Annotated in this window: 22 protein-coding genes; 10 read left to right on the top strand and 12 right to left on the bottom strand. The window is 62.4% G+C overall.

Annotated features, from left to right (window positions below; genetic code table 11):
* The first annotated feature begins 3 nt into the window (after positions 1-3).
* From NTU39_RS13975 to NTU39_RS13965, 3 genes are read left to right on the top strand one after another with little or no spacing between them, the layout of a single operon-like run.
* Positions 4-864 (top strand): phosphonate ABC transporter ATP-binding protein, encoded by an 861-nt coding sequence (locus tag NTU39_RS13975; RefSeq protein WP_373275308.1) that lies wholly within the window; start codon positions 4-6, stop codon positions 862-864.
* Positions 861-1673 (top strand): phosphonate ABC transporter, permease protein PhnE, encoded by an 813-nt coding sequence (gene phnE, locus NTU39_RS13970; protein WP_150662676.1) that lies wholly within the window; start codon positions 861-863, stop codon positions 1671-1673. Before NTU39_RS13975 ends, phnE begins: the two co-directional genes overlap by 4 nt.
* A gap of 12 nt (positions 1674-1685) precedes the next feature.
* Positions 1686-2345, top strand: coding sequence for a DapH/DapD/GlmU-related protein (locus NTU39_RS13965; protein ID WP_150662675.1), 660 nt, complete (start codon positions 1686-1688; stop codon positions 2343-2345).
* Between the two features lie 100 nt (positions 2346-2445).
* Here NTU39_RS13965 and NTU39_RS13960 read toward each other — a convergent pair whose 3' ends face one another.
* Positions 2446-2787, bottom strand: coding sequence for a hypothetical protein (locus NTU39_RS13960; RefSeq protein ID WP_150662674.1), 342 nt, complete (start codon positions 2785-2787; stop codon positions 2446-2448).
* A 45-nt stretch (positions 2788-2832) separates the two neighbouring features.
* On the opposite strand from NTU39_RS13960, the gene NTU39_RS13955 reads away from it, so the two are divergent.
* Positions 2833-4299, top strand: coding sequence for a hypothetical protein (locus tag NTU39_RS13955; RefSeq protein ID WP_150662673.1), 1467 nt, complete (start codon positions 2833-2835; stop codon positions 4297-4299).
* 126 nt (positions 4300-4425) lie between these two features.
* Here the strand turns inward: NTU39_RS13955 and NTU39_RS13950 are convergent, their stop codons facing one another.
* The 3 genes from NTU39_RS13950 to NTU39_RS13940 all read right to left on the bottom strand — a co-directional run bounded on the left by NTU39_RS13950 (position 4426) and on the right by NTU39_RS13940 (position 6740).
* Entirely contained in the window at positions 4426-5364 is a 939-nt protein-coding gene (locus NTU39_RS13950; protein ID WP_150662672.1) for an SDR family oxidoreductase, read from the bottom strand.
* Between the two features lie 93 nt (positions 5365-5457).
* Positions 5458-5994, bottom strand: coding sequence for a hypothetical protein (locus NTU39_RS13945; RefSeq protein WP_150662671.1), 537 nt, complete (start codon positions 5992-5994; stop codon positions 5458-5460).
* An 11-nt stretch (positions 5995-6005) separates the two neighbouring features.
* A complete protein-coding gene (locus tag NTU39_RS13940; RefSeq protein ID WP_150662670.1) occupies positions 6006-6740 on the bottom strand; it encodes an SDR family oxidoreductase in 735 nt (244 codons plus the stop codon).
* Between the two features lie 164 nt (positions 6741-6904).
* Between NTU39_RS13940 and NTU39_RS13935 the strand changes: the two genes are divergently transcribed.
* Positions 6905-7807, top strand: a complete 903-nt coding sequence (locus NTU39_RS13935; protein ID WP_150663444.1) for a LysR family transcriptional regulator — start codon at positions 6905-6907, stop codon at positions 7805-7807.
* Between the two features lie 27 nt (positions 7808-7834).
* On the opposite strand, the gene NTU39_RS13930 is transcribed toward NTU39_RS13935, so the two are convergent.
* Entirely contained in the window at positions 7835-8689 is an 855-nt protein-coding gene (locus NTU39_RS13930) for a helix-turn-helix transcriptional regulator (RefSeq protein ID WP_150662669.1), read from the bottom strand.
* A 208-nt stretch (positions 8690-8897) separates the two neighbouring features.
* On the opposite strand from NTU39_RS13930, the gene NTU39_RS13925 reads away from it, so the two are divergent.
* Complete coding sequence (locus NTU39_RS13925) at positions 8898-9821, top strand: PhzF family phenazine biosynthesis protein (RefSeq protein ID WP_257957870.1); 924 nt, start codon at positions 8898-8900, stop codon at positions 9819-9821.
* 162 nt (positions 9822-9983) lie between these two features.
* Positions 9984-11084, top strand: coding sequence for an asparaginase (locus tag NTU39_RS13920; RefSeq protein ID WP_246184385.1), 1101 nt, complete (start codon positions 9984-9986; stop codon positions 11082-11084).
* A gap of 55 nt (positions 11085-11139) precedes the next feature.
* Here the strand turns inward: NTU39_RS13920 and NTU39_RS13915 are convergent, their stop codons facing one another.
* Positions 11140-11472, bottom strand: coding sequence for a hypothetical protein (locus NTU39_RS13915; RefSeq protein ID WP_257957869.1), 333 nt, complete (start codon positions 11470-11472; stop codon positions 11140-11142).
* A gap of 98 nt (positions 11473-11570) precedes the next feature.
* Here NTU39_RS13915 and NTU39_RS13910 point away from each other — a divergent pair, with 98 nt between their 5' ends.
* A complete protein-coding gene (locus NTU39_RS13910; RefSeq protein ID WP_257957868.1) occupies positions 11571-12410 on the top strand; it encodes an inositol monophosphatase family protein in 840 nt (279 codons plus the stop codon).
* Here NTU39_RS13910 and NTU39_RS13905 read toward each other — a convergent pair.
* A complete protein-coding gene (locus tag NTU39_RS13905; RefSeq protein ID WP_257957867.1) occupies positions 12407-12778 on the bottom strand; it encodes a VOC family protein in 372 nt (123 codons plus the stop codon). The two genes, NTU39_RS13910 and NTU39_RS13905, sit on opposite strands and share 4 nt — an antisense overlap.
* 451 nt (positions 12779-13229) lie before the next feature.
* On the opposite strand from NTU39_RS13905, the gene mqo reads away from it, so the two are divergent.
* Positions 13230-14945: a malate dehydrogenase (quinone) gene (gene mqo, locus NTU39_RS13900; RefSeq protein ID WP_257957866.1), complete on the top strand. Its 1716-nt coding sequence runs from the start codon at positions 13230-13232 to the stop codon at positions 14943-14945.
* 89 nt (positions 14946-15034) lie between these two features.
* On the opposite strand, the gene NTU39_RS13895 is transcribed toward mqo, so the two are convergent.
* The 5 genes from NTU39_RS13895 to NTU39_RS13875 form a co-directional block, all read right to left on the bottom strand.
* Positions 15035-16024 (bottom strand): hydroxymethylglutaryl-CoA lyase, encoded by a 990-nt coding sequence (locus NTU39_RS13895; protein ID WP_257957865.1) that lies wholly within the window; start codon positions 16022-16024, stop codon positions 15035-15037.
* Positions 16021-17235, bottom strand: coding sequence for a CaiB/BaiF CoA transferase family protein (locus tag NTU39_RS13890; protein WP_257957864.1), 1215 nt, complete (start codon positions 17233-17235; stop codon positions 16021-16023). The genes NTU39_RS13895 and NTU39_RS13890 overlap by 4 nt, the downstream gene beginning before the upstream one ends.
* 26 nt (positions 17236-17261) lie before the next feature.
* Entirely contained in the window at positions 17262-18584 is a 1323-nt protein-coding gene (locus tag NTU39_RS13885; RefSeq protein ID WP_257957863.1) for an MFS transporter, read from the bottom strand.
* Positions 18585-18817: 233 nt separating this feature from the next.
* Positions 18818-19720, bottom strand: a complete 903-nt coding sequence (locus NTU39_RS13880) for a LysR substrate-binding domain-containing protein (protein ID WP_257957862.1) — start codon at positions 19718-19720, stop codon at positions 18818-18820.
* On the bottom strand, positions 19717-20970 hold the full coding sequence (locus NTU39_RS13875; protein ID WP_246184384.1) for a citrate synthase: 1254 nt from the start codon (positions 20968-20970) through the stop codon (positions 19717-19719). Before NTU39_RS13875 ends, NTU39_RS13880 begins: the two co-directional genes overlap by 4 nt.
* A gap of 155 nt (positions 20971-21125) precedes the next feature.
* Between NTU39_RS13875 and NTU39_RS13870 the strand changes: the two genes are divergently transcribed.
* The gene (locus NTU39_RS13870; protein WP_246184383.1) at positions 21126-21899 is read left to right on the top strand and encodes a cupin domain-containing protein; all 774 of its coding nucleotides are present in this window, start codon (positions 21126-21128) and stop codon (positions 21897-21899) included.
* Positions 21900-21931: the final 32 nt, after the last annotated feature.

The following is a 21931-nucleotide window of genomic DNA, read 5'->3' as shown; positions in this document are numbered from 1 at the left end:
ACCTTGTCCAAATCAACGGACGGATTGGCATTGACCCCGGCTGGCGCGTTCGCGGCCACCGGGGCTGCCCATGCCAGCACGCCGGGAGCGTTTCGCCGCACCAAACTCGCCCCCGGTGTGAAGCTCGCCGTTCAGAATCTGACGATGTGCTACGCGAACGGTCATACCGCGTTGCGCGATTTCAATCTGTCGGTCGAGGCCGGCGAAATGGTCGTGGTACTCGGCAGCAATGGCTCCGGTAAATCGACCTTCATGAAGTGCGTGGTCGGCATCAACCGGCCGACGCAGGGCAGCGTGAATCTGGCCGGACGCGATCTGGTCAAGCTGTCCGGCGAGCCGCTGCGCGAAGCGCGTCTGCCGCTCGCACTGATCTCGCAGAACGCCAATCTGGTCAAGCGCCGCAGCGTGATCGCCAATGTGTGCTGTGGCGCGCTCGGACGTCATCGCACGCTCGCGACCGCACTCGGACGTGTGCCGCGCGAAACTGTCGAACCGGCGCGGGCTTATCTCGACGAAGTCGGTTTGTTGCATCTCGAAAAGCAACGTGCTGGAACGCTGTCGGGCGGTCAGGCGCAACGTGTCGCCGTCGCCCGTGCCCTCGCGCAGGAGCCGCATGTGTTGCTGGCCGATGAACCCGTCGCGAGTCTCGATCCCGAGGCCGCCGACGAAGTCATGCGCCTGTTGCGCCGTCTTGCGACCGAGGACGGACTGGCTGTGGTCGTGGTGCTGCATCAGCCGGATCTCGCCATGCGCTATGCCGACCGTATGGTCGGACTGCGTCGCGGTGTGATGGAGTTCGACCAGCCGGCGAGTGAAGTGTCCGCCCGTCAAATCGCCAATCTTTATGTCGCCGAGGCTTCATGAGTACAGTGCTTGAAATGCGGGGCGGTCGTGGCCCGGGAGAGATGCCTGCGGGCGTGCGCCACGCGCTGACGCTGATCGGTGTGTTGATCGCCATCGCGTTGTTCGTGCAGGCGTGGATCGTCGTGCAGGCGCGTCCGCAGGATCTGATCACCGGTGCACACGGTATGGCCGACATCATCTCGCGTGCCATGCCGCCGGATTTTGCTCAGTTCATTCCGAACCTGCGCCCGGTACTCGAAACCATCGACCTGGCGATCTTCGGCACGGTATTCGGCATTCTGCTGGCGTTCCCGCTGGCGATTCTCGCGGCGAAGAACGTCACGCCGGGATTGCCGCTGTACTACGGTGCACGCGCAGTGATCGGTGTGACGCGCGCGGTGCCCGATCTGGTGTGGGCGTTGCTGTTCGTGACGGCGGTCGGTCTCGGTCCGTTCCCTGGCGCACTGGCGCTCGCCGTGCACTCGGTCGGCATGCTCGGCCGTCTGTTCGCTGAAGTCATCGAAGACATGGACATGGGGCCGGTGGAAGCGCTGACGCTCACCGGCGCGGGACGCATCGCGGTGCTCACTCATGCGGTCATTCCTGGCGTGTTGCCTTCGTTGTTGGGGATCGGGCTGTTCCGTTTCGACGAGAACCTGCGGTCGTCGCTGGTACTCGGCTTCGTGGGTGCGGGCGGCATCGGTTTCCAGTTGCTCACGGCGATGAACCTGTTCGACTACCAGACGGTGTCGTACCTGCTGATCGTCACGTTCGTTTTGGTTGCTTGTGCGGAGCGCGCTTCGGCGTACCTGCGCAGTCTGGTGCATTGAGGGCAGGGCGGTATGCAACGTATCAATTGCGGGGAGGGCGTCGATCCGTGGACCGGCGCGCGAGTGTTGAGCGAGGTGCCGGAGATCGATCCCACGTCACTTGTGCGCGATAGCGATTTCGGGCGCTTTACCTATCTCGGACCGAATTCGGCGGTGCGGGCGTCGACAATTGGCGACTACGGCTACGCGATGGGCAGCAACCAGATCGCGCACGCGCACATCGGCAAGTTCGTGAATATCGCGACGGGCGTTCGCATCAATCCGTCGAATCATCCGATGTGGCGCGCGACGCTGCATCACTTCACGTATCGTTCGCGCTCATACGGTATGTCGCTCGACGACGATGCCGAGATTTTCGACTGGCGGGCGCAGGACGCGATCACGATCGGCCCGGACGTCTGGATCGGGCACAACGCGATCATCATGCCGGGTGTGAGCATCGGCACGGGGGCTGCCATTGGCTCCGGTGCCGTGGTGACGAAGGACGTGCCGCCGTACGCCATTGTCGTCGGTGTACCCGCCCGGGTGCTGCGCTATCGCATGGACGACCGCACCGCCGAGCGTATGCAGGCGATTGCGTGGTGGGACTGGAATCCAGCGCAACTGGACGCGGCGCTCGCCGATTTCAGAAACCTGAGTTCGGCGGCGTTCGTGGAGAAGTACGAGCGGTAGGACTCGCGGTTTGGGGCTGACGCGCCGCAGTTTCAGGTGCGTCAGCCCCACGCTTCCGTAGTAGAATCCGCCGGAATTGCCGGGACAACCGACGGGAGCGTCACCGACCATGCAATTCCATGCGAAGCCGCATCAGGATAACGACAATCGGACCCCGGTCGCGCCGGAGATGTCCCGCGCTGAAGCGGCCACACAGCGTTATCAATTTGTCGATAACCGGCCGGCCACCGCGCAGTTGCACAGTCTGCAAAGCGCCATGAACGACAGCCCTCGAGTCATCGCACAGCGCAAACGCATCGGCAGTCTTTTTCCCTCGGAGGCCACGCCCGCGCAACTGCGTGTCACCGACGATCTCTACACGCGCGGTCTCGCAGGTGCACTCAACGACGGCGAAGTTACGTTGAGTCGGCGGCCCGACGTCGGTGCCGTCGATCTCCACCATCTGGCGCAATCGCTCAAACCCGTCATCCAGCCCAACGCGACGCCAGTGGCCGATGCACTGAACGGCAACACTGCCGCGGTCACGTCCGGCCAGGTGCAGATGAAAGGCATCGACGCGAGCTCCGATCCGATTTCGATTGCGCGTCAGGTGGGCCAACTTCGTCCGAAGGACGCACGTATCCGACAGTTTGCCGGTGGACGTTTCGAGCTTCAGGCGCGTCTGAATCCCTGGGTTTCCGTGGTGACGGGTACCGTCGTTGAGGGTCTCGCCAGTGGTTCGGAGAAACCGAAGAACGGGGAGCGACATTCCGACCGGCCGGACGTCGTTTGGCGCGATGAAGCGCCTGAAGATGACGATGCAGATGCCTACGCAGCGTTCATGCAGTGCCTTGCGGAAATCGATGACGACGAATCGCTGAAGCCGAAAGTCAAACAAGCGCTTAAGAGCGAGATGCTGCTCGCGTTCCACGGCCACCTGCAAACGCTACCGGCTGCCGCCATACTGAAGTTTGGCACTGACCTCAAGGGCGCGATCGACGCGCATGAGGAAGCGGATTCGCTCGACACGGCATTTGGCGAGAACCGGGCGATTTACCGCACATGGCACGAGCCTAAGCGCATCGCAGAGTCGACCACATTGGGGGAAAGCGAGGAGGGCGGGAAGGAACTGGTGGGCGCCGACAGTCTGAACGTTGCCCTCGATCCGGTGCGATTCAGGGCGCACAAGGAGCAAACGAAAAGGGCCGAGTCAGGACTCGCGCCACTCGGCGCCGCACCGTCGTCGTTGCTCTACGGCGACCTCAAAGGCAATCTGAGAAATACCGTCTTCTTGCGAGATCGCGCCACCGCCGCCGCGCTCCTGCCCGAAAATCTGAACGCGGGTTTCAGTCTGTTCAACGAGACCGCCAAATCGATCTTCCGATCCAAAGCGCCTGATGACGAGCTGGACCCTGTCGAGCAAGAGTTGCACCAGCACGCAAAATTGATGCGGTCTTCGGTTACCCGGCCGGTTTTCTTCGACAACGGAGACATTCAATCGTCCGTGGGAGCCTATCGGCATGACGAAAAGGGCGAGGGTCTCCACGTCAGGAAGACGCATTCTGCCTTGGGTGAAGATCACAACCCCTTGCGCGAATCCCTCGAAGAAAAGCTACAAGACCCGCTGCGTCGTAATGCCATCTTCTACCAGACGTTCTCCCAACACTCGCGGGCCAATGTTCATGGTGGCGCGTGGAACGAGATGGTCGTCAAGTATCGGGGGACGGGGAAAACTGCGGCACTCGATGACAACGTGGCGCAATGGGTGCCGGGCATCCCTACGAACGACACCATCGCCCCGCAACTGCTCGACAGCGGCAAATTCAGCAAAGAGTATGCGGCCGCCACGAAGGCAGAGGCAGACACGGCGCTGGACGGGAAAGCGTTCGACCCCGACGCAGAACAACTTGACGTCGAACAGGCCGTATCGGCAGTCGGCAAGCGTCGGGGAAAGAAGAAAAAGGGCGGGCAATAACGGCGCATGCACTGAGGCACTAAGCCGCTTCATGCAGATGGCGCTTTGCGTAAGGCTGAGGGCGTCCGCCGCGCGCGTAAAACTGAGCAGCTTCGCCGCCACGGGCGGCGTGCCGGGCCTCTTTGCTTACCGCGATACGTTGTCGCAGACTGCGGCGGCCACCTGACGTGGCGTCAGCAAATCGCCAAGCCCGATGGCGTTGTGGATTTCACGGCGCATGCGGTCGGCCACCGCATTGACGACTTCCGCGCCATCCTGCGACGGGTCGACGTGCACGCGGAACGGCCGACGGCCGTGCGGCAGATCGACGACACGCACGATCTCTCGCGCGACTTCCGCAGGGTCGGCGTCGCTTGGCTCCAGACTGGCGAGCCCTTTGAGCGCAGCTTCGGCCACCCCCGCGTACGGCCCTTGCTCGTACTCGGCGGCGATATGTGCATCGGCAGGCTTACCCGAGTGGGCGAAGTGATTCGTCCCCTTGGTGAATGCGCCCGGCACCATGATGGTGGTCTCAATGCCCCAACGCGAAAGCTCTGTCGAATACGACACGGCCAGCGCATCCATGGCGGCCTTCGCAGCGAAGTACGGTGCGAGGAACGGCGGCGTACCGCCCCGCGTCGACGACGAGCCCACCCACAACATCAGCGCGCGACCCTGCTTACGCAGGTGCGGCAAGGCGGCCCGATTGACGCGTTGTGCACCGAGCACATTGACGTCGTACTGCTGAATCATTTGTTCGGGCGTGAAGGCTTCGGCGGGACCGAAGACCATATGTCCCGCGTTGTGGATGAGGACATCCAGACGGTCCACGTCGGCGAGCACGCTCTGAATGGCAGCAGCAGCCGACGCCTCCGACTGTACGTCCAGCTCGACGGTGCGCAGGTCCACGGCATTGTCCGACGCCCATTGCGCCACTTCCTCTACGCGCGGCGCATTCCTGCCCAAGGTGTCGCGCATGGAGGCGTAGACGGTGTGGCCAGCCTTGGCGAGCGCCTTGGCGGTCATAAGGCCGAAGCCCGACGAGGCACCGGTGATAAGAATGGTTCGAGGCACGGCTTGAGACATGACGATGGCTCCCTATGAAGAGAAAATCACGAGAAAACGCAGATTGAATTCGATGGAATCGGATGGAATCGGATGGAATCGACACCGCCTGCGCTACTGCGCGGCAGGCAATCCGTTGCTTGCATTCAAACCGCCGTAGAACCGCTTTCCTGCGGCGAGGTGACGATCGAACCTGAAACCTCGCGCCAGCATGTCGTCCATATCGGCGGCGGCGATATGCATGACGTAACTGTGGTCGTTGGCAACGAGCCGGAAATCGTGGTTGCTAACGAGACCACGGTTGAACCATTTCCCCGGATCCGCGTGTCCGCTCGGGTAGCGTTGACCGCCCACGACCAGATCCCATCCACCATCCAGCAAGATCCAGTACCCGTCGAAATCGTTCTGGCTTTCCGGTGTGACGATGGGTTGCCCCTTGGTCACCTCCCACTCCTGCGAGTGTCCGATGACCCACCGCAACTGCTCGGTCGTCAGCTCGGTGAAAAACGGGGTATGGCGCAGCAAGTGCAAGTAGGTCACGCTGGGTTTCATGGACGGTGTCTCCTGCGGGTCGGGGCGCGCACATGCGGCCATCGCTCCGATCAGCGCCGTGAGCGACAGCAGCACGGCGGCTTGGCGAAAGCGCTTCATGGCTGTGACGTTCAGACCACGCCGCCGTTGGCGCGCAGCACCTGACCATTGACCCAGGCGCTGTCCGGACCGGCGAGAAACGCCACGACGTTGGCAATATCGTCGGGCTGCCCGAGGCGTTCGAGCGGTGGCATCTTGGCAAAGGTCTGAATCTGCTCGTCGGTCTTGCCGTTCAGAAACAATTCAGTCGCCACCGGCCCCGGCGCAACGGCGTTGACGGTGATGCGACGTCCGCGCAACTCCTTGGCGAACACACGCGTGAAGGACTCCACCGCCGCTTTGGTGCCGTTGTAGATGGCGTAGCCGGGCATGTTCAGACCGAGCGTAGTGCTGGACACATTGACGATATGACCGCCTTCGTTCATGCGCGTCGCCGCTTCGCGCAGCGTATTGAACACGCCACGTGTGTTGATCGCGAAATTCTGTTCGTACAGTTCGTCGCTGGTCTGCGCGAGGGGCGCCGTCTTGAGAATCCCGGCGTTGTTCACGAGCACGTCGATCTTGCCGAGCTGCTGCTCGACCGTGTCGAACATCGCTTTCACCTCGGCCGACTTCGAGACGTCGGCCTTCACGGCGATGGCCGCGGTCCCTGCCTCGATCAGTTCGGCCACCAGTGCGTCGGCCTCGGCGGCGTTCGAGGCGTAGTTGATGGCGACGGAGAAGCCGTCACGTGCGAGACGTCGCGCGATGGTGGCGCCAATGCCGCGCGAAGCACCGGTGATCAGAGCGATTTGAGACGTTTTCATGGTGGTTTCCAGTTCAGGTGGTTGGTGAAGACATTCTGGTTCATTCCATTTGAAAGATAATTGGTGTCGATTTGTTTTCAGAATTCCATTTGCTTTAACAAATCGATGGCACTATGACGGGCAACGGCGCGGATGACCGACAACACCCGGGGGGGCGGAACACCATGGACAGATTTCAGGAAATGCAGGTTTTCGTGCGCATCGCCGACCGGCACAGCTTCTCGCTCGCGGCCGACGACCTGCAGATCCCGCGTGCGACTGTCACCAATCTGATCAAGCGGCTGGAGGCACGCATCGGCGTACGGTTGCTGGAGCGCACGACGCGCCAGGTGCGGTTGACGCTGGAGGGGGAGGAGTACTACCGCCGCTGCGTGCGACTGCTGGCCGATCTGGAGGAGACCGACGGGGCATTTCGCAATGCGCCGCCCAAAGGGTTGTTACGGGTGAATCTTCAGGGGACGCTCGCCAAACACTTCATCATGCCCACGCTCGGCACTTTCCTTGACGCCTATCCGGGCATCGCCTTGCATGTCGGGGAGGACGACCGGCTGATCGACATGGTTAGGGAAGGGGTGGACTGCGTGCTGCGCGCGGGGGTGCTACAAGACTCGTCGCTGGTCGGAAGGCAGGTCGCGACGATGGAGCAGGTCACGGTCGCCAGTCCGGCGTATTTGCAGCGTTATGGTCTGCCGGCCGACATTGAGGATTTAGATGCGCACCTTGCCGTCGACTATGTATCCAGCGCGACCGGGCGGCCCGTACCGCTGGACTTTCGCCTTGACGACGAATACGTCACCCGGCGGTTGAAATCGAACATTTCCGTGAACGGCGCGGATTTATATACCGGTGCGGCCCTCGCCGGTCTTGGGCTCGTTCAGGTGCCGCGATATCGCATCGAAAGCGAGTTGGCGGCGGGGCGGTTGCAGATCGTTCTGGCGGACAATCCGCCGCCGCCGATGCCGGTCTCGGTGCTTTATCCGCACAGCCGTCAGTTGTCGCGTCGCGTGAAGGTCTTCACCGAGTGGCTCTCGGAGCAATTCGCGCGCGCTCAGGACAATAATCGCTGAAGGTGTGAACTCGCAAGCCCGCGAAGATTAGTCGATATCCGGTGCGCCCTGCTTGAAGGCGTTTGGCGGTGCGTAGCCGTGTTGTCTGAACAGGCGCGCGAGATAAGACGGAGAGTCCAGTCCGACAGCCGCTGCGACGGCCAGCACCGTCATGCCGGGCGCGCGCAGCAATGTTGCCGCGACTTCCACGCGGCGTCGCGACTGGTAATCGACGACGGACTCGCCTGTGGCGTCCCGAAAGATCCGCGTCAATGTGCGCCGTGACAGGCCGAATTCATAGGCGACGCGATCGAGCGTAACTGGCTGATCGAGCGTTGCATTCAGAAACGTCTGGATGTCGCGCACGATCTCGGCATGGGCATCGCTAGGACTTTGCGGGATCGGAGCGGACGTCAAACCGGCTTCGACGCAACTCACAGCCACCGTGCGCACCGCGAGATCCGCGCGGAAAGCAGCCAGCTCAGGGAGGGGGACGTCGTTTGTCGTGCGCGTGTCGCCTGCGACACGAACCGCATCGAGCAGGGCCAGCGGTGCCGACCAGATCGAGATGCGGCTGCACGCGAGCTTGCGTCGTGCCTTGCGTTCGCAAAAGGCGACGAAATCGCTCGCGACATACACGGCGACATGCTCCTGCCCGGGTCGGTAGCCCCGCGTATCGTGAACACGCTGCGGCGGCACCACCACGAACGACTTTGGCGCTACACGTACCGGCGCGACATTCGACTCGACGTTGAGCACGAGTTGCCCGGTCCTGGGGAGCAGGAACATGTACTCGTCGTCATGCGCGTGAGGGTGGGTGCGGTATTCACCGACGCTCACGTGCCGGACATCGGCAATGCGATCTCCGTACAAATGACGCGATGCGGTGGGATAGGGCTTCACTCTCGATTCCTTAGCTGGACAGGCCGGATGACACGTTTGCCAGAGCATATTCCGGCGTGCAGGCGACCAGTATAGTCTTTGTCCAAAACGTCGGTGGTACCGCCCTGAGCGAGGTTTGGCCCGATCGGACGCATGGACTGGCCCGATTGACGGCGACTGTCGTTCCGACGTTGGGCATGCTTGCGTCACTTGCCATCAGGAGTGTCCGATGACCACCCCAACCCTCGTTCCCCACAGCATTCCCTCGCCCGGGGTAGCCGCACCGGATTTGCGCTTCGTCAACGTGTTCTCCGCCGGTGCCGGTGGCGGCAACCCGGCCCCGGTCGTGTTCGACGCGGATAGCCTCTCGTCGGATGACATGATGGCAATTGCGGCCCGCTACGGTCACGAAAGCGCATTCGTCTGCCGGGCCAGCGATCCGCGCAACACGGTTCGTCTGCGCTTTTTCGTCCCCGCACATGAGATGGAGATGTGTGGGCATGCCACGCTCGGCGCGATGTGGCTGTTGCGTGAAGCGGGGCGCTGGACGACGGCAAGTGCGACAGTGGAGACGCTGAGCGGTCTGGTCGATGTCCGTTTCGACGAAGCGACGCAGCGCATCGACGTCGGCCAGCCGCGCGGCATCGTCGAACCGGTGGACGACCCGACGCGGGTAGCCGCCATTTGCGAAGTGCTTGGCATCGGTGTGGACGATCTGGCGCCGATGGGCGTTGTCAACGCCCGCACGAGCCGCACCAAGACGCTGGTGCCCATTCGCACCGTGGAAAAGCTGAACACGCTCACGCCGAACCTCGGTGCAGTCGCTGCATTGTGCGACGCCCTCAATTCGACCGGACTGTATCCGTTCGCCGTCGAGCGTACACGCCCCCTGGAGTTGCATGCGCGACAGTTCCCGCGTTCGTCGGGCTATCCGGAGGACGCCGCCACGGGCATCGCCGCCGCCGCCACGCTTTACGGCGTGCTGCATTACGGGCTGCTGGCAAACGGGGAGTCGACCATGCGCGTCTATCAGGGCTTTGCCATGGGACGTCCATCGTGCATTCGCGTGGCGCTACGCGAACCCGGCAATCGCGAATCCGGCTGCTGGATCAGCGGCGCAGTCGAGTTTGCCATGCTTGAGCCTCATGGGTGAACCCCACGCATGAGCGCGCCGACGTCACTCGACGACACCTGAAACGTCGACCTCGCGGGAATCTTCGGCCTCTTCCTTCGCAGTCCAAAAATTGTCAATATGTCGGACATCACGCCAGCTCTCGGCGCGATGCTCGATAAACGACATAACAGGAGCGAATTCATGACATCGTCGAAGACCCCTTGCCAGGTTCTGATGCACTCGATCGCGATTGCTGCACTGACGTTGAGCGCTGGCAGTTACGCCTTGACGGCCAACGCCGCCGGTTCGGACCAACCCAAGCCGCGCATTCTCGTGCTCGCGACCGGCGGTACTATCGCCAGCACAGGCGACGCGCGCTCGGCCATCGGCTACAACGCCGGCGGCGTAACGGGCGAGCAACTGACGGCCAGCGTGCCGGGTCTGGACAAGCTGGCCACGATCAAAGCGGAGCAGATTTCGAACATCGGCTCGCAGGATATGAACAGCAAGGTCTGGTATCAGCTGGCCGCGCGCATCAAGCAGGCGTTCGAGCGCAACGAGGCCGACGGCATCGTGATCACGCACGGCACCGACACCATGGAGGAAACCGCGTTCTTCCTCGATAACGTGCTCGCCACGAGCCAGCCGGTCGTGCTGGTCGGCTCGATGCGCCCGAGTACGGCGGTGAGTGCCGACGGTCCGGGCAATCTTTACGAAGCTGTCGAAGTGGCCGCCAGTGCGCAGTCCCGCAACCGGGGTGTGCTCGTCGTTCTGAACGACACGATTCACTCGCCGCGCTGGGTCACCAAGACGAATACAACATCAGTGCAGACGTTTCAAAACCCGAACGGCGGGCCACTCGGATACGTCGATCCTGCATCGATCCGGTATCTGGCCGCAGCACCGGCGGGTCGAAAAGGTTCGCTGGCCGTGCCCAATGCCGGTTTGCCGCGCGTCGACATCGTCTACGCGCACGCCGACATGGATGCTACCCAGATCGACGATGCCGTGCGACGCGACGCCAAGGGCATCGTGCTCGCGGGCGTAGGCGATGGCAATGCCTCCAAAGCGGCACTCGATGCACTCGAAGCCGCTGCGCGCAAGGGCATTGTCGTGGTCAGGTCGTCGCGCGTGGGTGCCGGGTTCGTCAACCGCAACGTCGAAGTCTCCGACGACAAGACGGGGTTCGTCGTCTCGTACGATCTGAATCCGCAGAAGGCCCGGGTACTGACGCAACTCCTCATCGGCAACGGCGTGAGCGCCGCAGACAAAGTGCAAAAGGCGTTCGACGCCACCTATTGACAGGCGTTTTCCGTGCGACTGGCGCTGACGCGACGCTGGTGTTTCGCCGTCCGCGTCAGTCCAGCGCAGGCTCTTCTGCGACCTTTCGTTCGTGCAGTTGGCGGAAGAATCGGGCGTTGTGGTGATCGGCGACGGTGAAGACGTCGTCCGAGGCACGGGCTAGCGCGGCGAAGAGCCGTTCGAGTTCGTCGTACGCCGGGCCGGACATGCCGCAGCGAACGACCAGTGATTGCCGTATCTCGTCCATTGCGGCCTGCCGGAAGCAATCGAAGGCAGGGGCGGGTGTGGCATCGAGATGATTGATGTGCGCAAGTAGCATGCCGAGCACCTGCGCGTGCACGAGCGCCGTTGCTCGCTGTTCGATAGCCAGTACGTCGGTTTCCGTCATGATGACCTCCGTCGGACGCGGGTGGGAATGCGAACGAATGCACTTGCAGCATAGCATCGCCGCTCGGGACAGGCCGGCGCAGAGAAGCGCTGTCGGTAATGACGCAAAAGTGTCGCGTCAAAAAGCCAGAATGTCGTGAGCCGATTCCGGCCAGCCATCGAACCTCATTTATGCCTGACATTGACCACCGATTGGCCGTCGCAGTGCGCATCGTCCACGAGGCCGCGCGCTCGGCGCTTGAATTGTTTGACGCACGCGGGCGCTTCGCGCTCGAGGAGAAGGGGGCGCGCGAATATGTGTCCGAAGCCGACCGGATGATCGAACGCCGCATTCGCGAAGCGCTGGCGATCGACTTGTCAGAAGACGATGTGATGGGGGAAGAGATGGGCGGAGAAGGCTCGAACGCCTTCTGGGCCATTGATCCCATCGACGGCACCGCCAATTTTCTGCGCGGATCGCCGCTGTGGGGCGTGTCGTTGGGTTTTGTCGAGGACGATGAGCCGGTCGTCGGTGTCATCGCCTATCCCTCGCTGGGCGTGACGCTAAGCGCTGCGCGCGGGCGCGGCGTATCACGCAACGGGCAGTCGTTTGAACGAAATATCGACTTTCCGTCCGTTCATCTTGCAGCCGTAGGCGACAACGCCCGTTGGCCAGCCACCGAAATCGCTCAGGTCGAATACGCGTTGCGGACATCGGGTTGGGGCCTGGCCGAGTATCGGTGCGCCACCATTGGCCTTGGCTTCGCTGCGCTCGGGTTCGTCGACGGCTATCTGGAAAAACACACAAGCATCTGGGATATCGCCGCCGGATCGGTGATTTGCCGTGAAGCCGGGTTAGGCGTCCACGCGCACGGGACGTATGACGGCGGCGGCCAGACGATCTTCGCCGGGACCGACGCGTTGCACGCCGTCGTCGACCGCCATCTCAGCCGAAGCTAGTCGCGCTGTGAAAGCTGGAAGACGTTGCCCTCCGGATCCTCCCCATCGCACATCGATTGTGGGAAGCCATCGTAGCGCTTCATTTCACGCATCTTGACGCCCGCGTTAAGCAGCGCCTCCCGCAAATCCTCCAGCCCTGATTCCACCGAGAAGACGAGTTTTGCGTTCGACGTCTCGCCGCTCGACGGACGGTCTCGATAGGCCGCGCCGACGCGGTGCAGTGCAATCTCCACTTCACCGGCTTTGAGCACCGCCCATTCGTTCTCGATTTCTTCGATCACAGGGAAGGCGAAATGCGTCCGGTAAAACGCTTTCAACAACTCAACATCACGGACGTAGAGGATCAATCTGGACATGAAAACCGGCATTGCGCGCTCCGAAATGACTGGATCGTATTAAGAGGATCGATGTTGCCGGATTCACGTCATTTCGAAAACAAAGTCCCGCTTTGGGACGGCATTCGAACGTCAACCCGCACGCGTTTAGCATCAAGACGATTCGGCTTTGCGGATATTCAAGCAGACGCTCGATTAAGGCCGAAATAGGGTCGAAATAGGGTCAGAAAGCGGGTGAAAAGCCGTTGTTTCTCGGGAAATTTCATCTGACCCCCACTTCAATATTAGGGTTTCCACCCATGTTTTAGACGGTTTCAGCTACAATCCGGCGTTTTCGATGCTCGGCTTGTGCTATCTGCCGAAACACCGGCTGGATGACGTCTGTCGGTCCGAATCCCGCCAGCACGCCCGCCAAGCGTGCGCTTTCCCCCCGGCGTGTGGAAGATGGCGACGCCACACGTAATTGATAAGGTGACTGATTCCCATGACTCAAACCGATAAGAAGCCGGTGCCAGGTAGCGGCCGCAAGCGCTTTACCCGCCGCAAATTCCTGGGCACCGCCGTTGGCGCCGCTGCGGTGTGGGCCGGATATTCGTACTTCTTCGGCAGTCAGTACCGCGCCGCCAAGGCGGACCGTAAGGTCGACGTGCTGCTGATCGGCGGCGGCATCATGAGCGCGACGCTCGGCGTTTATCTGTCCGAACTGGAGCCGAACTGGACTTACGAAGTCTTCGAACGTCTGGACAAGGTCGCAGAAGAAAGCTCGAACGGCTGGAATAACGCCGGTACCGGTCACTCGGCCCTGTGCGAACTGAATTACACGCCGATGGACGATAAGGGCAACGTCCATATCACGCAGGCCATCAACATCAACGAGAACTTCCAGATCTCGCGCCAGTTCTGGTCGCATCAGGTGCGCCAGGGCGTGCTGGGCAATCCGCGTGAGTTCATCAATTCCACGCCGCACATGAACCTTGTGTTCGGCGAAGAGAACCGCGAGTTCATCAAGAAGCGCGTGGAAGCACTGAAGGCTTCGCCGCTGTTCGCAGGCATGGAAATGACGACCGACCCGGCGAAGATCGCCGAGTGGATTCCGATCATGATGGAAGGCCGCAAGCCTGACGAGGTGGTCACCGCCACGCGCTCGCCGCTCGGCACGGACGTCAATCTGGGCGAGATCACCCGTCAGTTCTACAAGCACCTGACCGAGAAGTCCGGCGTGAAGGTCTCGACCGGTTACGAAGTCCGTTCGATCACCCGTAACGAAGACGGTAGCTGGCGCGTATCCGCGTTCGATATGAACGACAGCTCGAAGATCCAGACGGTGGATGCACGCAATGTGTTCATCGGCGCGGGCGGCGCTGCACTCCCGCTGCTGCAACTGTCAGGCATTCCGGAAGCCAAGCAATACGGCGGTTTCCCGGTGGGCGGCGAGTTCCTCGTCACCGAAAAGCCCGAGATTGCTTCGCGCCATCTGGCCAAGGTCTACGGTCTCGCGGATACCGGTTCGCCCCCCATGTCGGTGCCCCACCTGGACACCCGCGTGCTCGACGGCAAGAAGGTCATCCTGTTCGGGCCGTTCGCGACGTGGTCGAGCAAGTTCCTCAAGAACGGCTCGTACTTCGACCTCGCGAAGGCAGCAACGCCGTCGAACGTCATTCCCCAGTTGCAGGTGGGCGTGCATGAGTTCGCGCTCGTGAAGTACCTCGCGCAGCAACTGCGACTGTCGATGGACGAGAAGATGGCGGCGCTTCGTCACTACATGCCGGAAGCGAAGAACGAAGACTGGCGTCTGTGGGAAGCCGGTCAGCGCGTGCAGATCATCAAGAACGATCCGGAGAAGGGCGGCGTACTGAAGCTCGGTACGGAAGTCGTGGTGTCGAGCGACCGCACGGTGTCGGCCCTGCTCGGCGCATCGCCGGGCGGCTCGACTTCGCCTGCGATCATGCTGTCGTTGCTCGAGCGCGTTTTCCCGGAGCAGATGAAGACGCCCGCGTGGCAACAGAAGATTCGCGAGATCGTGCCGAGCTACGGCAAGAAGCTCCACGACAATCCGCAGATGCTCGCCACCGAGTGGGCGACGACGGCCGAAACGCTGCAACTGGCCATCGCACCGCCGAGTCTGAATGGCGTTGTGCCCGACAATGCGCCGATGGCGAATCCGGGTGTCGTGAAGAAGACGCCGGATATGGCGCTGTAATGACCTTTATGTAGCGCGAAGCATCAAAGGGTTCCGGGATCTCCCGGAACCCTTTTTTCGTTGGAAGACGCAAAGCAGAGGGCCGCGTTTCAGACTGTGGCGCGTGGCGTCACGCCCAGCGCACGTTCCCGAATGGCGTCCATATCCTTGGGCAGCGGATGGAGGTCAAGTCGACGACCCGCTTTCACGATCTGACTGGGTGTATCGTGTCCGATCAGCGCCGGAAGGCGATTCGACGCATGGATCAACTTCGCCAGATCGACGCCGGTGTCGTACCCCATCAGCTCCAGCGCATGCACAATTTCCTCGGTGCACACATTGCCGGTCGCGCCCGGTGCGTAAGGACACCCGCCGATGCCGCCCAGCGACGCGTCGAAGCGATCCGCCCCCGCGTCGATGGCCGCCAGCACGTTCGATAAGCCCATGCCGCGCGTGTTGTGGAAGTGCAGCGTCAATTCGGTCTGAGGCCACCGCGCCCTGAATTCGCTGACCAGCGTGCGTACCTGACCGGGGTAGGCCATGCCGGTGGTGTCGCACAGCGTCACGCCCGCAACGCCCATGCCGCCCACGAAGCGCTCGCACAGTGCGAAGACGTCCGACTCCGGCACATCGCCTTCCATGGGGCAGCCGAAGACGCATGAGAGCGAGATATTCACCGGAACCGAAGCCCCCTTGGCCGCGTCGACGACCTGGCTCAATGCGTCGATGGACTGATCACGGGTCATGCGCAGGTTGGCCAGATTGTGGCTCTCGCTGGCCGACATCACCAGATTCAGTTCGCCCACGCCGCAGGCCATCGCGCGCTCAGCGCCCTTGAGGTTCGGCACCAGCGCGCTGTAGACGACGCCCGGCATGCGCTCGATCCTTTGCATCACCGCCTCGGCATCGCGCAACGCGGGAATGACTTTCGGCGACACGAACGCGGTCACTTCGACCTTATTCATACCCGCGCGCGAAAGCGCGTTCACCATCGCGATCTTGTCGTCGGTTGGAATGAACGCCGACTCCGCCTGAAAACCATCGCGGGTTCCCACTTCGTTCATGTAAATGCGTCGGCCGCCGCCATGCCACACGGTCATACAATCACTCCTTTGCTTCTTAAGACGTCGACGTCCTTTGCCGAGAGTCCGAGTTGTGCCAATACATCGTCGGTATCGTCGCCAAGTCCCGGGGCGGACGACCGGATCGTGCCCGGTGTGCCCATCAACTTCGGTATGACACCGGGCACTTCCAGCGCATAGCCGTCGCGCGTGGTCTGCGAAACGATCATGTCGCGAGCGCGGTAATGCGGATCGGCGACGATGTCCGCGACGGTGTACACCTTGCCTGCGGGCACACGCGCCTCACCCAGTGCGTCCAGCACTTCGACGACGGTCTTCGTCGCCGTCCAGACGCCAATGGCGGCGTCCAGTTCTACAACACGCTTCGTGCGACCGGCGTTGTCCGCGAGACTGGGATCCTCGGCGAGATCGTCACGTCCGATGGTCTGCATCAGGCGCTTGAAGATGCTGTCGCCGTTGCCAGCGATCAGCACATAGCCGTCGGTGCACCGATAGGCATTTGAGGGCGAGATGCCGGGCAGGGCGCTGCCAGCGGCTTCGCGCACGGCGCCAAACGCGCTGTACTCGGGAATCAGACTTTCCATCACGTTGAGTACGGCTTCGTTGAGCGCCACGTCGATGACCTGTCCCTTGCCACCATTCACCTTGCGGTGATGCAGCGCGGTCAGGACACCGATGGTCCCGTGCAAGGCAGCCAGCGTGTCGCCGATCGAAATGCCGCAGCGCACCGGCACGCGCCCCGGTTCGCCCGTCAGGTGACGCAATCCGCCCATGGCTTCGCCGATGGCGCCGAACCCCGGCAGATCGCGGTAGGGGCCGGTCTGACCGTAACCCGAAATGCGCAGCATGATCAGCCCGGGATTGAGTTCGGACAGGACATCCCAGCCCATGCCCCAGCTCTCCAGCGTTCCCGGGCGAAAGTTCTCGATCAAAACGTCGGCCGAAGCGATCAACTGACGGGCGATGTCCTGACCTTCGGGGCTGCGCAGATCGAGCGCAATCGAGCGCTTGTTGCGCGATTGCACTTGCCACCAGACTGACGTGCCTTCCTTGAGCATGCGCCAGTTGCGCAGTGGGTCGCCCGCACCCGGCGGCTCGATCTTGATCACGTCTGCGCCAAACTCGCCCAGCGTCTTCCCGGCGAACGGCCCGGCAATCAGTTGCCCCATTTCGATGACCCGAATGCCGCGCAGCGCAACATCGGGACGGTCTTGTTCATCGGTCTTCATACGTCGTCTCTCAAAAAGCGGATCTTTCAGTCACGCGCTCGCAGCTTCTCCGGCATCGCAATCGTCAGGATCACCACACAGACCAGCCCGAGGCCACCGATCAGATACAGCGCCGGTGTAGTGCTACCCGTCATGTCCTTGATCCTGCCGACCACGACCGGGCTGACGATCCCGCCCAGTTGCCCCAGCGTATTGATGAGCGCGATGCCACCGGCGGCGCCTGCGCCGGTCACGAGCTTCGGAGGCAACGCCCAGAACGCGGGAATCGCAGCCACGACGCCTGCACCGATGGCGGCGAGCGAGATCACCAGCACGGCGGTCTGCTTGTCGAACATCCCCGCGCTGAAGAAGCCCAGCGCAGCCAGCAGCATCAGTCCGATCACGTACTTGCGGCGCTCGCCGGACCGGTCGGACAACTGCCCGACGATCACCATCGCAATCGCACCGCAGAGGTAGGGCACCGCCGTCAGAAGACCGATGGTCGTCGAGTTGCTGATACCGGACGCGCGGATCATGTGGGGTGCCCAGAAGTTCAGGCCGTAAGAGCTGACCTGAATCAGGAAGTAGACGAGACCCAGCGTCAGGAAGCCCGGCGTCTTTACGGCATCGAGCAACGAATGCCCGCCGATATGTCGGTTCTGATGCGTGATGTTGGCGAGCAGCACAGACTTCTCCGCAGGCTTGAGCCAGCGCGCATCTTCGATTCGGTCGTTAAGCACTTTGTAGACGACGAAGCCGAGCAGCACGCAAGGGATACCGCCCACAAGAAAGAGCCAGTGCCAGCCACGGATGGCGAATACGCCGTCGAGATGCGATAGGACAAGACCCGACGCGGGTGCGCCCAGCAAGCCTGCAAAGGCCGACGCGAGAAAAAGCAGGGAGGTCATGCGTCCCCGATAGGCCGTAGGAAACCACAGCGTCAGATAGAACAGCACGCCGGGCGCGAAGCCCGCTTCCATCGCGCCGATCAGAAAGCGCAGGAAGTAAAACTGCCACTCGGTCTGAACGAAGACCATCAGCGCCGTAGCGATGCCCCACGAGACCATAATGCGGGCGATCCAGCGTCGTGCCCCCACTTTGTAAAGCATGAGATTGCTCGGCACCTCGAACAGCACGTAGCCCACGACGAACAGGCCAGCGCCCAGCCCGTAAGCCGTGTCGCTCAGCCCTAGATCCGTCTGCAATGAGAATTTGGCAAAACTGATGTTGATGCGATCGAAGAACGCAAACAGGTAGCACACCATGATCAACGGCATGATGCGCCAGGCGATCTTGCGAACGATTTGCGATATTTCGGTGTCCGCCAGCGTACCGGTGGATGGAACGGGAATCGACTCGGTGCGAGCCATGACTGTCTCCTGATGAATTGGATGGCAGCGGAGGCCGCAAGCGCGAGGACTTGCCGGACGACTCGCACTGCATCGCCAGAACGGCGCTCTGTGTGGCGCGTACCGGAATTCTGGTCGCAGGCAAGTCAGGACTGAAGCCCAAAGGCGCGAACCGAGCTTTCGCGAAATGCGAAAGCTGGTGATGCAGGAGGGACAGTGGGTGGGATCTTGGGGGATCGTGAGCGTCGAGGGAATCAGGCGTCGCGACTCGAGCGAAGGTGCTCGATCAGCGTGCGGACGTGGCGCGGCACGGCGTTCACGTCGCGCAATCCGATCAGCAACCGCCGCTCGGCCCATGCGTCTTTCAACGAGATCTGACGCAGATTCAGCGAGCGCGCCAGCGCCCGCACGGCGTCGGAAGGCAGTACGGCAATGCCCATGCCCGCCGCCACCATCTGACACATCGCGTCGAAGCTGCGCACCTGAATGTGCAACTTCAGACGGCGTCCAAGCGCTTCCGTCTCCATCTGAAGCCGATTGGCGAGCGATGTCCCCTCCGACAGGCTGACGAAATCGTAGTCCAGCACTTCATTGAAATACACCTCGCGACGACGTGACAGCGCATGCCCCTTAGGCACCACGAGGCACAGATGATCCTCGCGATAGTCGAGGCATTGCAGGCCCAGCGCCGGTGTTCGATCCGCAAAGATGCCGATGTCGGCGCGCCCGTCGAGTACCGCCAGCACGATCTCGTTACTGTTCTTCTCTTCAAGCTCGATCCGTATACCGGGATTGGCTTTCGTGAAGCTCGCCAACTGACGTGGCAGGAACTGCGTCACGGCCGATGTGTTGGCCCAAAGGCGCACCACGCCGACGATACCGGAGGTGAAGTCGGAGAGCTCGGCGGCCAGCACATCGACATCGGTCAGGATGCGTTGCGCGTGCCGGTACAACGCCTGACCGGCGACCGTCAGCGTCACGCCGCGCGAATGACGTTCCAGCAACGCCGTGCCGACCGCGTGCTCCAGGTCTGAGATCCGTTTGCTGGCCGCGCCGACCGCGAGGTGCGCCAACGCCGCGCCCTTGCTGATGCTGCCCGTGCGCGCGATCAGATTGAAAAGGGACAACGAAGCGAAATCGATACGGTGAGGGTTCATGACACGGAGGAAATGTAGGTGGCGCGCGGACGCAACATGAACGCCTGCGCGTATTGCTCGACCACGTGGGCGCACCATCCGGCGGTGCGTGCGAGTATCCAGACGGCCGCAGCGCTGCCGCGCGGCATGTCCAGCGCACGGGCGAGGGCGACGAGCGCGACAGCGAGGCCCGGCGTCATCTTCGTCTCGTCTTTCACGCGCTCGATGAAACCCAGGATGTGCTTAACATCAGGACGGTCGGCACCGCATCGGGCGGCGAGCGAAAGAATCAACGTTGCACGCGGATCGCCTTCGGGGTAGAGCGGATGATTGAAGCCGAACAGCGCGACGCCGTGATCGCGCACGCGTTTGATTTTCCCCGATAAGGCCTTCGGCGTGCACGTCTCGAACAGTTGGGTCTCGACGCGTGCCGTCCCCGCCCCCGTCGCGTAGCCGACATGCGTGCTGATCGCCGATGCGATGCAGTTGTACAAACCGGCATCGCTCGATGCGGCCACGCGTGCCGCAAACGTCGCCGGAGCAAGCTCGTGGTCGGCGAGGATGATCAGCGTGGCGTCGATAGCGGCAACCGCTTCGGGCGTGACCGGCGCACCGCTGGCACGCAGCGCATGGACGGCCAGCCGCTCGCCGGGCCTGCGCGCAACATGGCGACCCGTCGGCGACAGGTAGCCGAAGCCCCCGGCAAAGACCTCCAGCATCGTGCGTAGCGCAGGCATCGCCGCCTCGCTGGAGACGTCATGCAAATCGCGCCCCCGTGTGCTCATTGCGAGCGCGAGCATCGCCATGAAGTGACCGATGTCGGCGGGCGCGACCTCACCGGCACGCATGTCCAGCAGCGATTGCACATCAGGAGGGACGTGGGTCGCCGGCCAGTCGGCCTCGGCGTCGTGCCACTGTCCCGTCACGAGGAACTTGGCCACGACCTCGAACGCATATCCGGCCATGGCGAGGTCTGCCGCCGGACGATTGCGATAGGCCGGGCCGCGTGCGTCGATCGCCGTAATGGACGACATCACCACAGGCTCGCCCCAGCGCATCGACGTCGCGGCGGCGACGGCACGCGGCAGACGTCCGCGGCCACGAGCGGCAAAGCGCTCGACATCGTCGCGCGCATATAGATGCCGGTTCGTCCCCTGCGCGGGCGTGCTGCGAATCAGACCCCGGCTCACATAGGTGTAGAGCGTCGCGGTCTTGACGCCCAACGTCGCCAGCGCCTCCTCACGCGTCAGGAAATCCTTCTTCGATGTCATGGTCGATTTTCAGAATCAATCTTGTTCGCCTTGTGGCGATTTCCTAGTATCAGTGCCGGGATCGACAAATCGATGGATCGAGTATAGCCGCGCACTTCGACCGCTGTGCCTCTGCGCATACGAAGCGTTCCGGCGAGAACAGAATGGAGACAACCATGAACGCCGTTGCAAGCGAACTTTCCGGGTCGGCCAACGAGGCCACCACGACCGACGAAGGCAAACCCGTCACCTGGCACGTCGACGACGCTCCCTGGATTCCCCTGACTGGCCTGTTCATCAATCGGTCTGGCTACAAGACGGTGACCGATGCCGCCTATACCGGCAATGCGTACAGCATCGAGTTGACGTCCGTCGGCGCGGGCGGGTCGTCGCCCACGCACGTCGAACCGCACGCGCATTTGTTCTACGTGCTCTCAGGTCACGGTGAGGTGAGCGTCGGGGAAGAGGTGACGGAAGTCCGCGCCGGTTCCGTCAGCCCGATTTCAGCGGGGATGCCGCATTCGTTCCGCAATCTCGGCGACGACGCACTCGAAATGCTCGTCGTCTACCATCCGCCGCGCGTGCGCAAACCCGTTACGGGTGATCAGGCGGATGCCGAACCGAGTGGCGAGCGCGCATCCGTCGAGCGAGTTGCCCCGCGTGAGGCACCGGCCGAGCGGCCAACGGACTACGAAGTCGAGCTGCGACGCTCGGGCCGCACGCTGGAAGTGAAGTCGTCGGAATCGTTGTTACAGACACTGCTCGATGCGGGCGTCGAGGTCTCATACGGGTGCATGCAAGGCATGTGCGGCGAATGCAAGACGCGTGTGCTCGAAGGCGAGCCCGATCACCGGGACTCTGTGCTGACGCGTGACGAGCAGGCGAGCGGCGAGGTAATGACGATCTGCGTTTCCGGCTGCAAATCGGGAAAGCTGGTACTTGACCTGTAGCTGCTAGTCGGCGGCGTCGAGCAGGCGTGCCA

The sequence above is a fragment of the Pandoraea commovens genome (genome assembly GCF_024704525.1).
GTDB lineage: Bacteria > Pseudomonadota > Gammaproteobacteria > Burkholderiales > Burkholderiaceae > Pandoraea > Pandoraea commovens.
The sequence above is the reverse complement of the archived record's forward strand: the minus strand, read 5'-3'. Positions and strand labels throughout refer to the sequence as shown.

Bases quoted from the DNA above. Each gene is read 5' to 3' on its own strand.
- NTU39_RS13920 (WP_246184385.1), top strand. From the start codon at position 9,984: ATGACATCGTCGAAGACCCCTTGCCAGGTTCTGATGCACTCGATCGCG.
- NTU39_RS13890 (WP_257957864.1), bottom strand. From the start codon at position 17,235: ATGAAGACCGATGAACAAGACCGTCCCGATGTTGCGCTGCGCGGCATT.
- NTU39_RS13965 (WP_150662675.1), top strand. From the start codon at position 1,686: ATGCAACGTATCAATTGCGGGGAGGGCGTCGATCCGTGGACCGGCGCG.
- NTU39_RS13870 (WP_246184383.1), top strand. From the start codon at position 21,126: ATGAACGCCGTTGCAAGCGAACTTTCCGGGTCGGCCAACGAGGCCACC.
- NTU39_RS13910 (WP_257957868.1), top strand. From the start codon at position 11,571: ATGACGCAAAAGTGTCGCGTCAAAAAGCCAGAATGTCGTGAGCCGATT.
- NTU39_RS13905 (WP_257957867.1), bottom strand. From the start codon at position 12,778: ATGCCGGTTTTCATGTCCAGATTGATCCTCTACGTCCGTGATGTTGAG.
- NTU39_RS13915 (WP_257957869.1), bottom strand. From the start codon at position 11,472: ATGACGGAAACCGACGTACTGGCTATCGAACAGCGAGCAACGGCGCTC.
- NTU39_RS13895 (WP_257957865.1), bottom strand. From the start codon at position 16,024: ATGACCGTGTGGCATGGCGGCGGCCGACGCATTTACATGAACGAAGTG.
- phnE (WP_150662676.1), top strand. From the start codon at position 861: ATGAGTACAGTGCTTGAAATGCGGGGCGGTCGTGGCCCGGGAGAGATG.
- NTU39_RS13925 (WP_257957870.1), top strand. From the start codon at position 8,898: ATGACCACCCCAACCCTCGTTCCCCACAGCATTCCCTCGCCCGGGGTA.
- NTU39_RS13960 (WP_150662674.1), bottom strand. From the start codon at position 2,787: ATGGTGGAGATCGACGGCACCGACGTCGGGCCGCCGACTCAACGTAAC.
- mqo (WP_257957866.1), top strand. From the start codon at position 13,230: ATGACTCAAACCGATAAGAAGCCGGTGCCAGGTAGCGGCCGCAAGCGC.
- NTU39_RS13940 (WP_150662670.1), bottom strand. From the start codon at position 6,740: ATGAAAACGTCTCAAATCGCTCTGATCACCGGTGCTTCGCGCGGCATT.
- NTU39_RS13880 (WP_257957862.1), bottom strand. From the start codon at position 19,720: ATGAACCCTCACCGTATCGATTTCGCTTCGTTGTCCCTTTTCAATCTG.
- NTU39_RS13945 (WP_150662671.1), bottom strand. From the start codon at position 5,994: ATGAAGCGCTTTCGCCAAGCCGCCGTGCTGCTGTCGCTCACGGCGCTG.
- NTU39_RS13935 (WP_150663444.1), top strand. From the start codon at position 6,905: ATGGACAGATTTCAGGAAATGCAGGTTTTCGTGCGCATCGCCGACCGG.
- NTU39_RS13950 (WP_150662672.1), bottom strand. From the start codon at position 5,364: ATGTCTCAAGCCGTGCCTCGAACCATTCTTATCACCGGTGCCTCGTCG.
- NTU39_RS13885 (WP_257957863.1), bottom strand. From the start codon at position 18,584: ATGGCTCGCACCGAGTCGATTCCCGTTCCATCCACCGGTACGCTGGCG.
- NTU39_RS13875 (WP_246184384.1), bottom strand. From the start codon at position 20,970: ATGACATCGAAGAAGGATTTCCTGACGCGTGAGGAGGCGCTGGCGACG.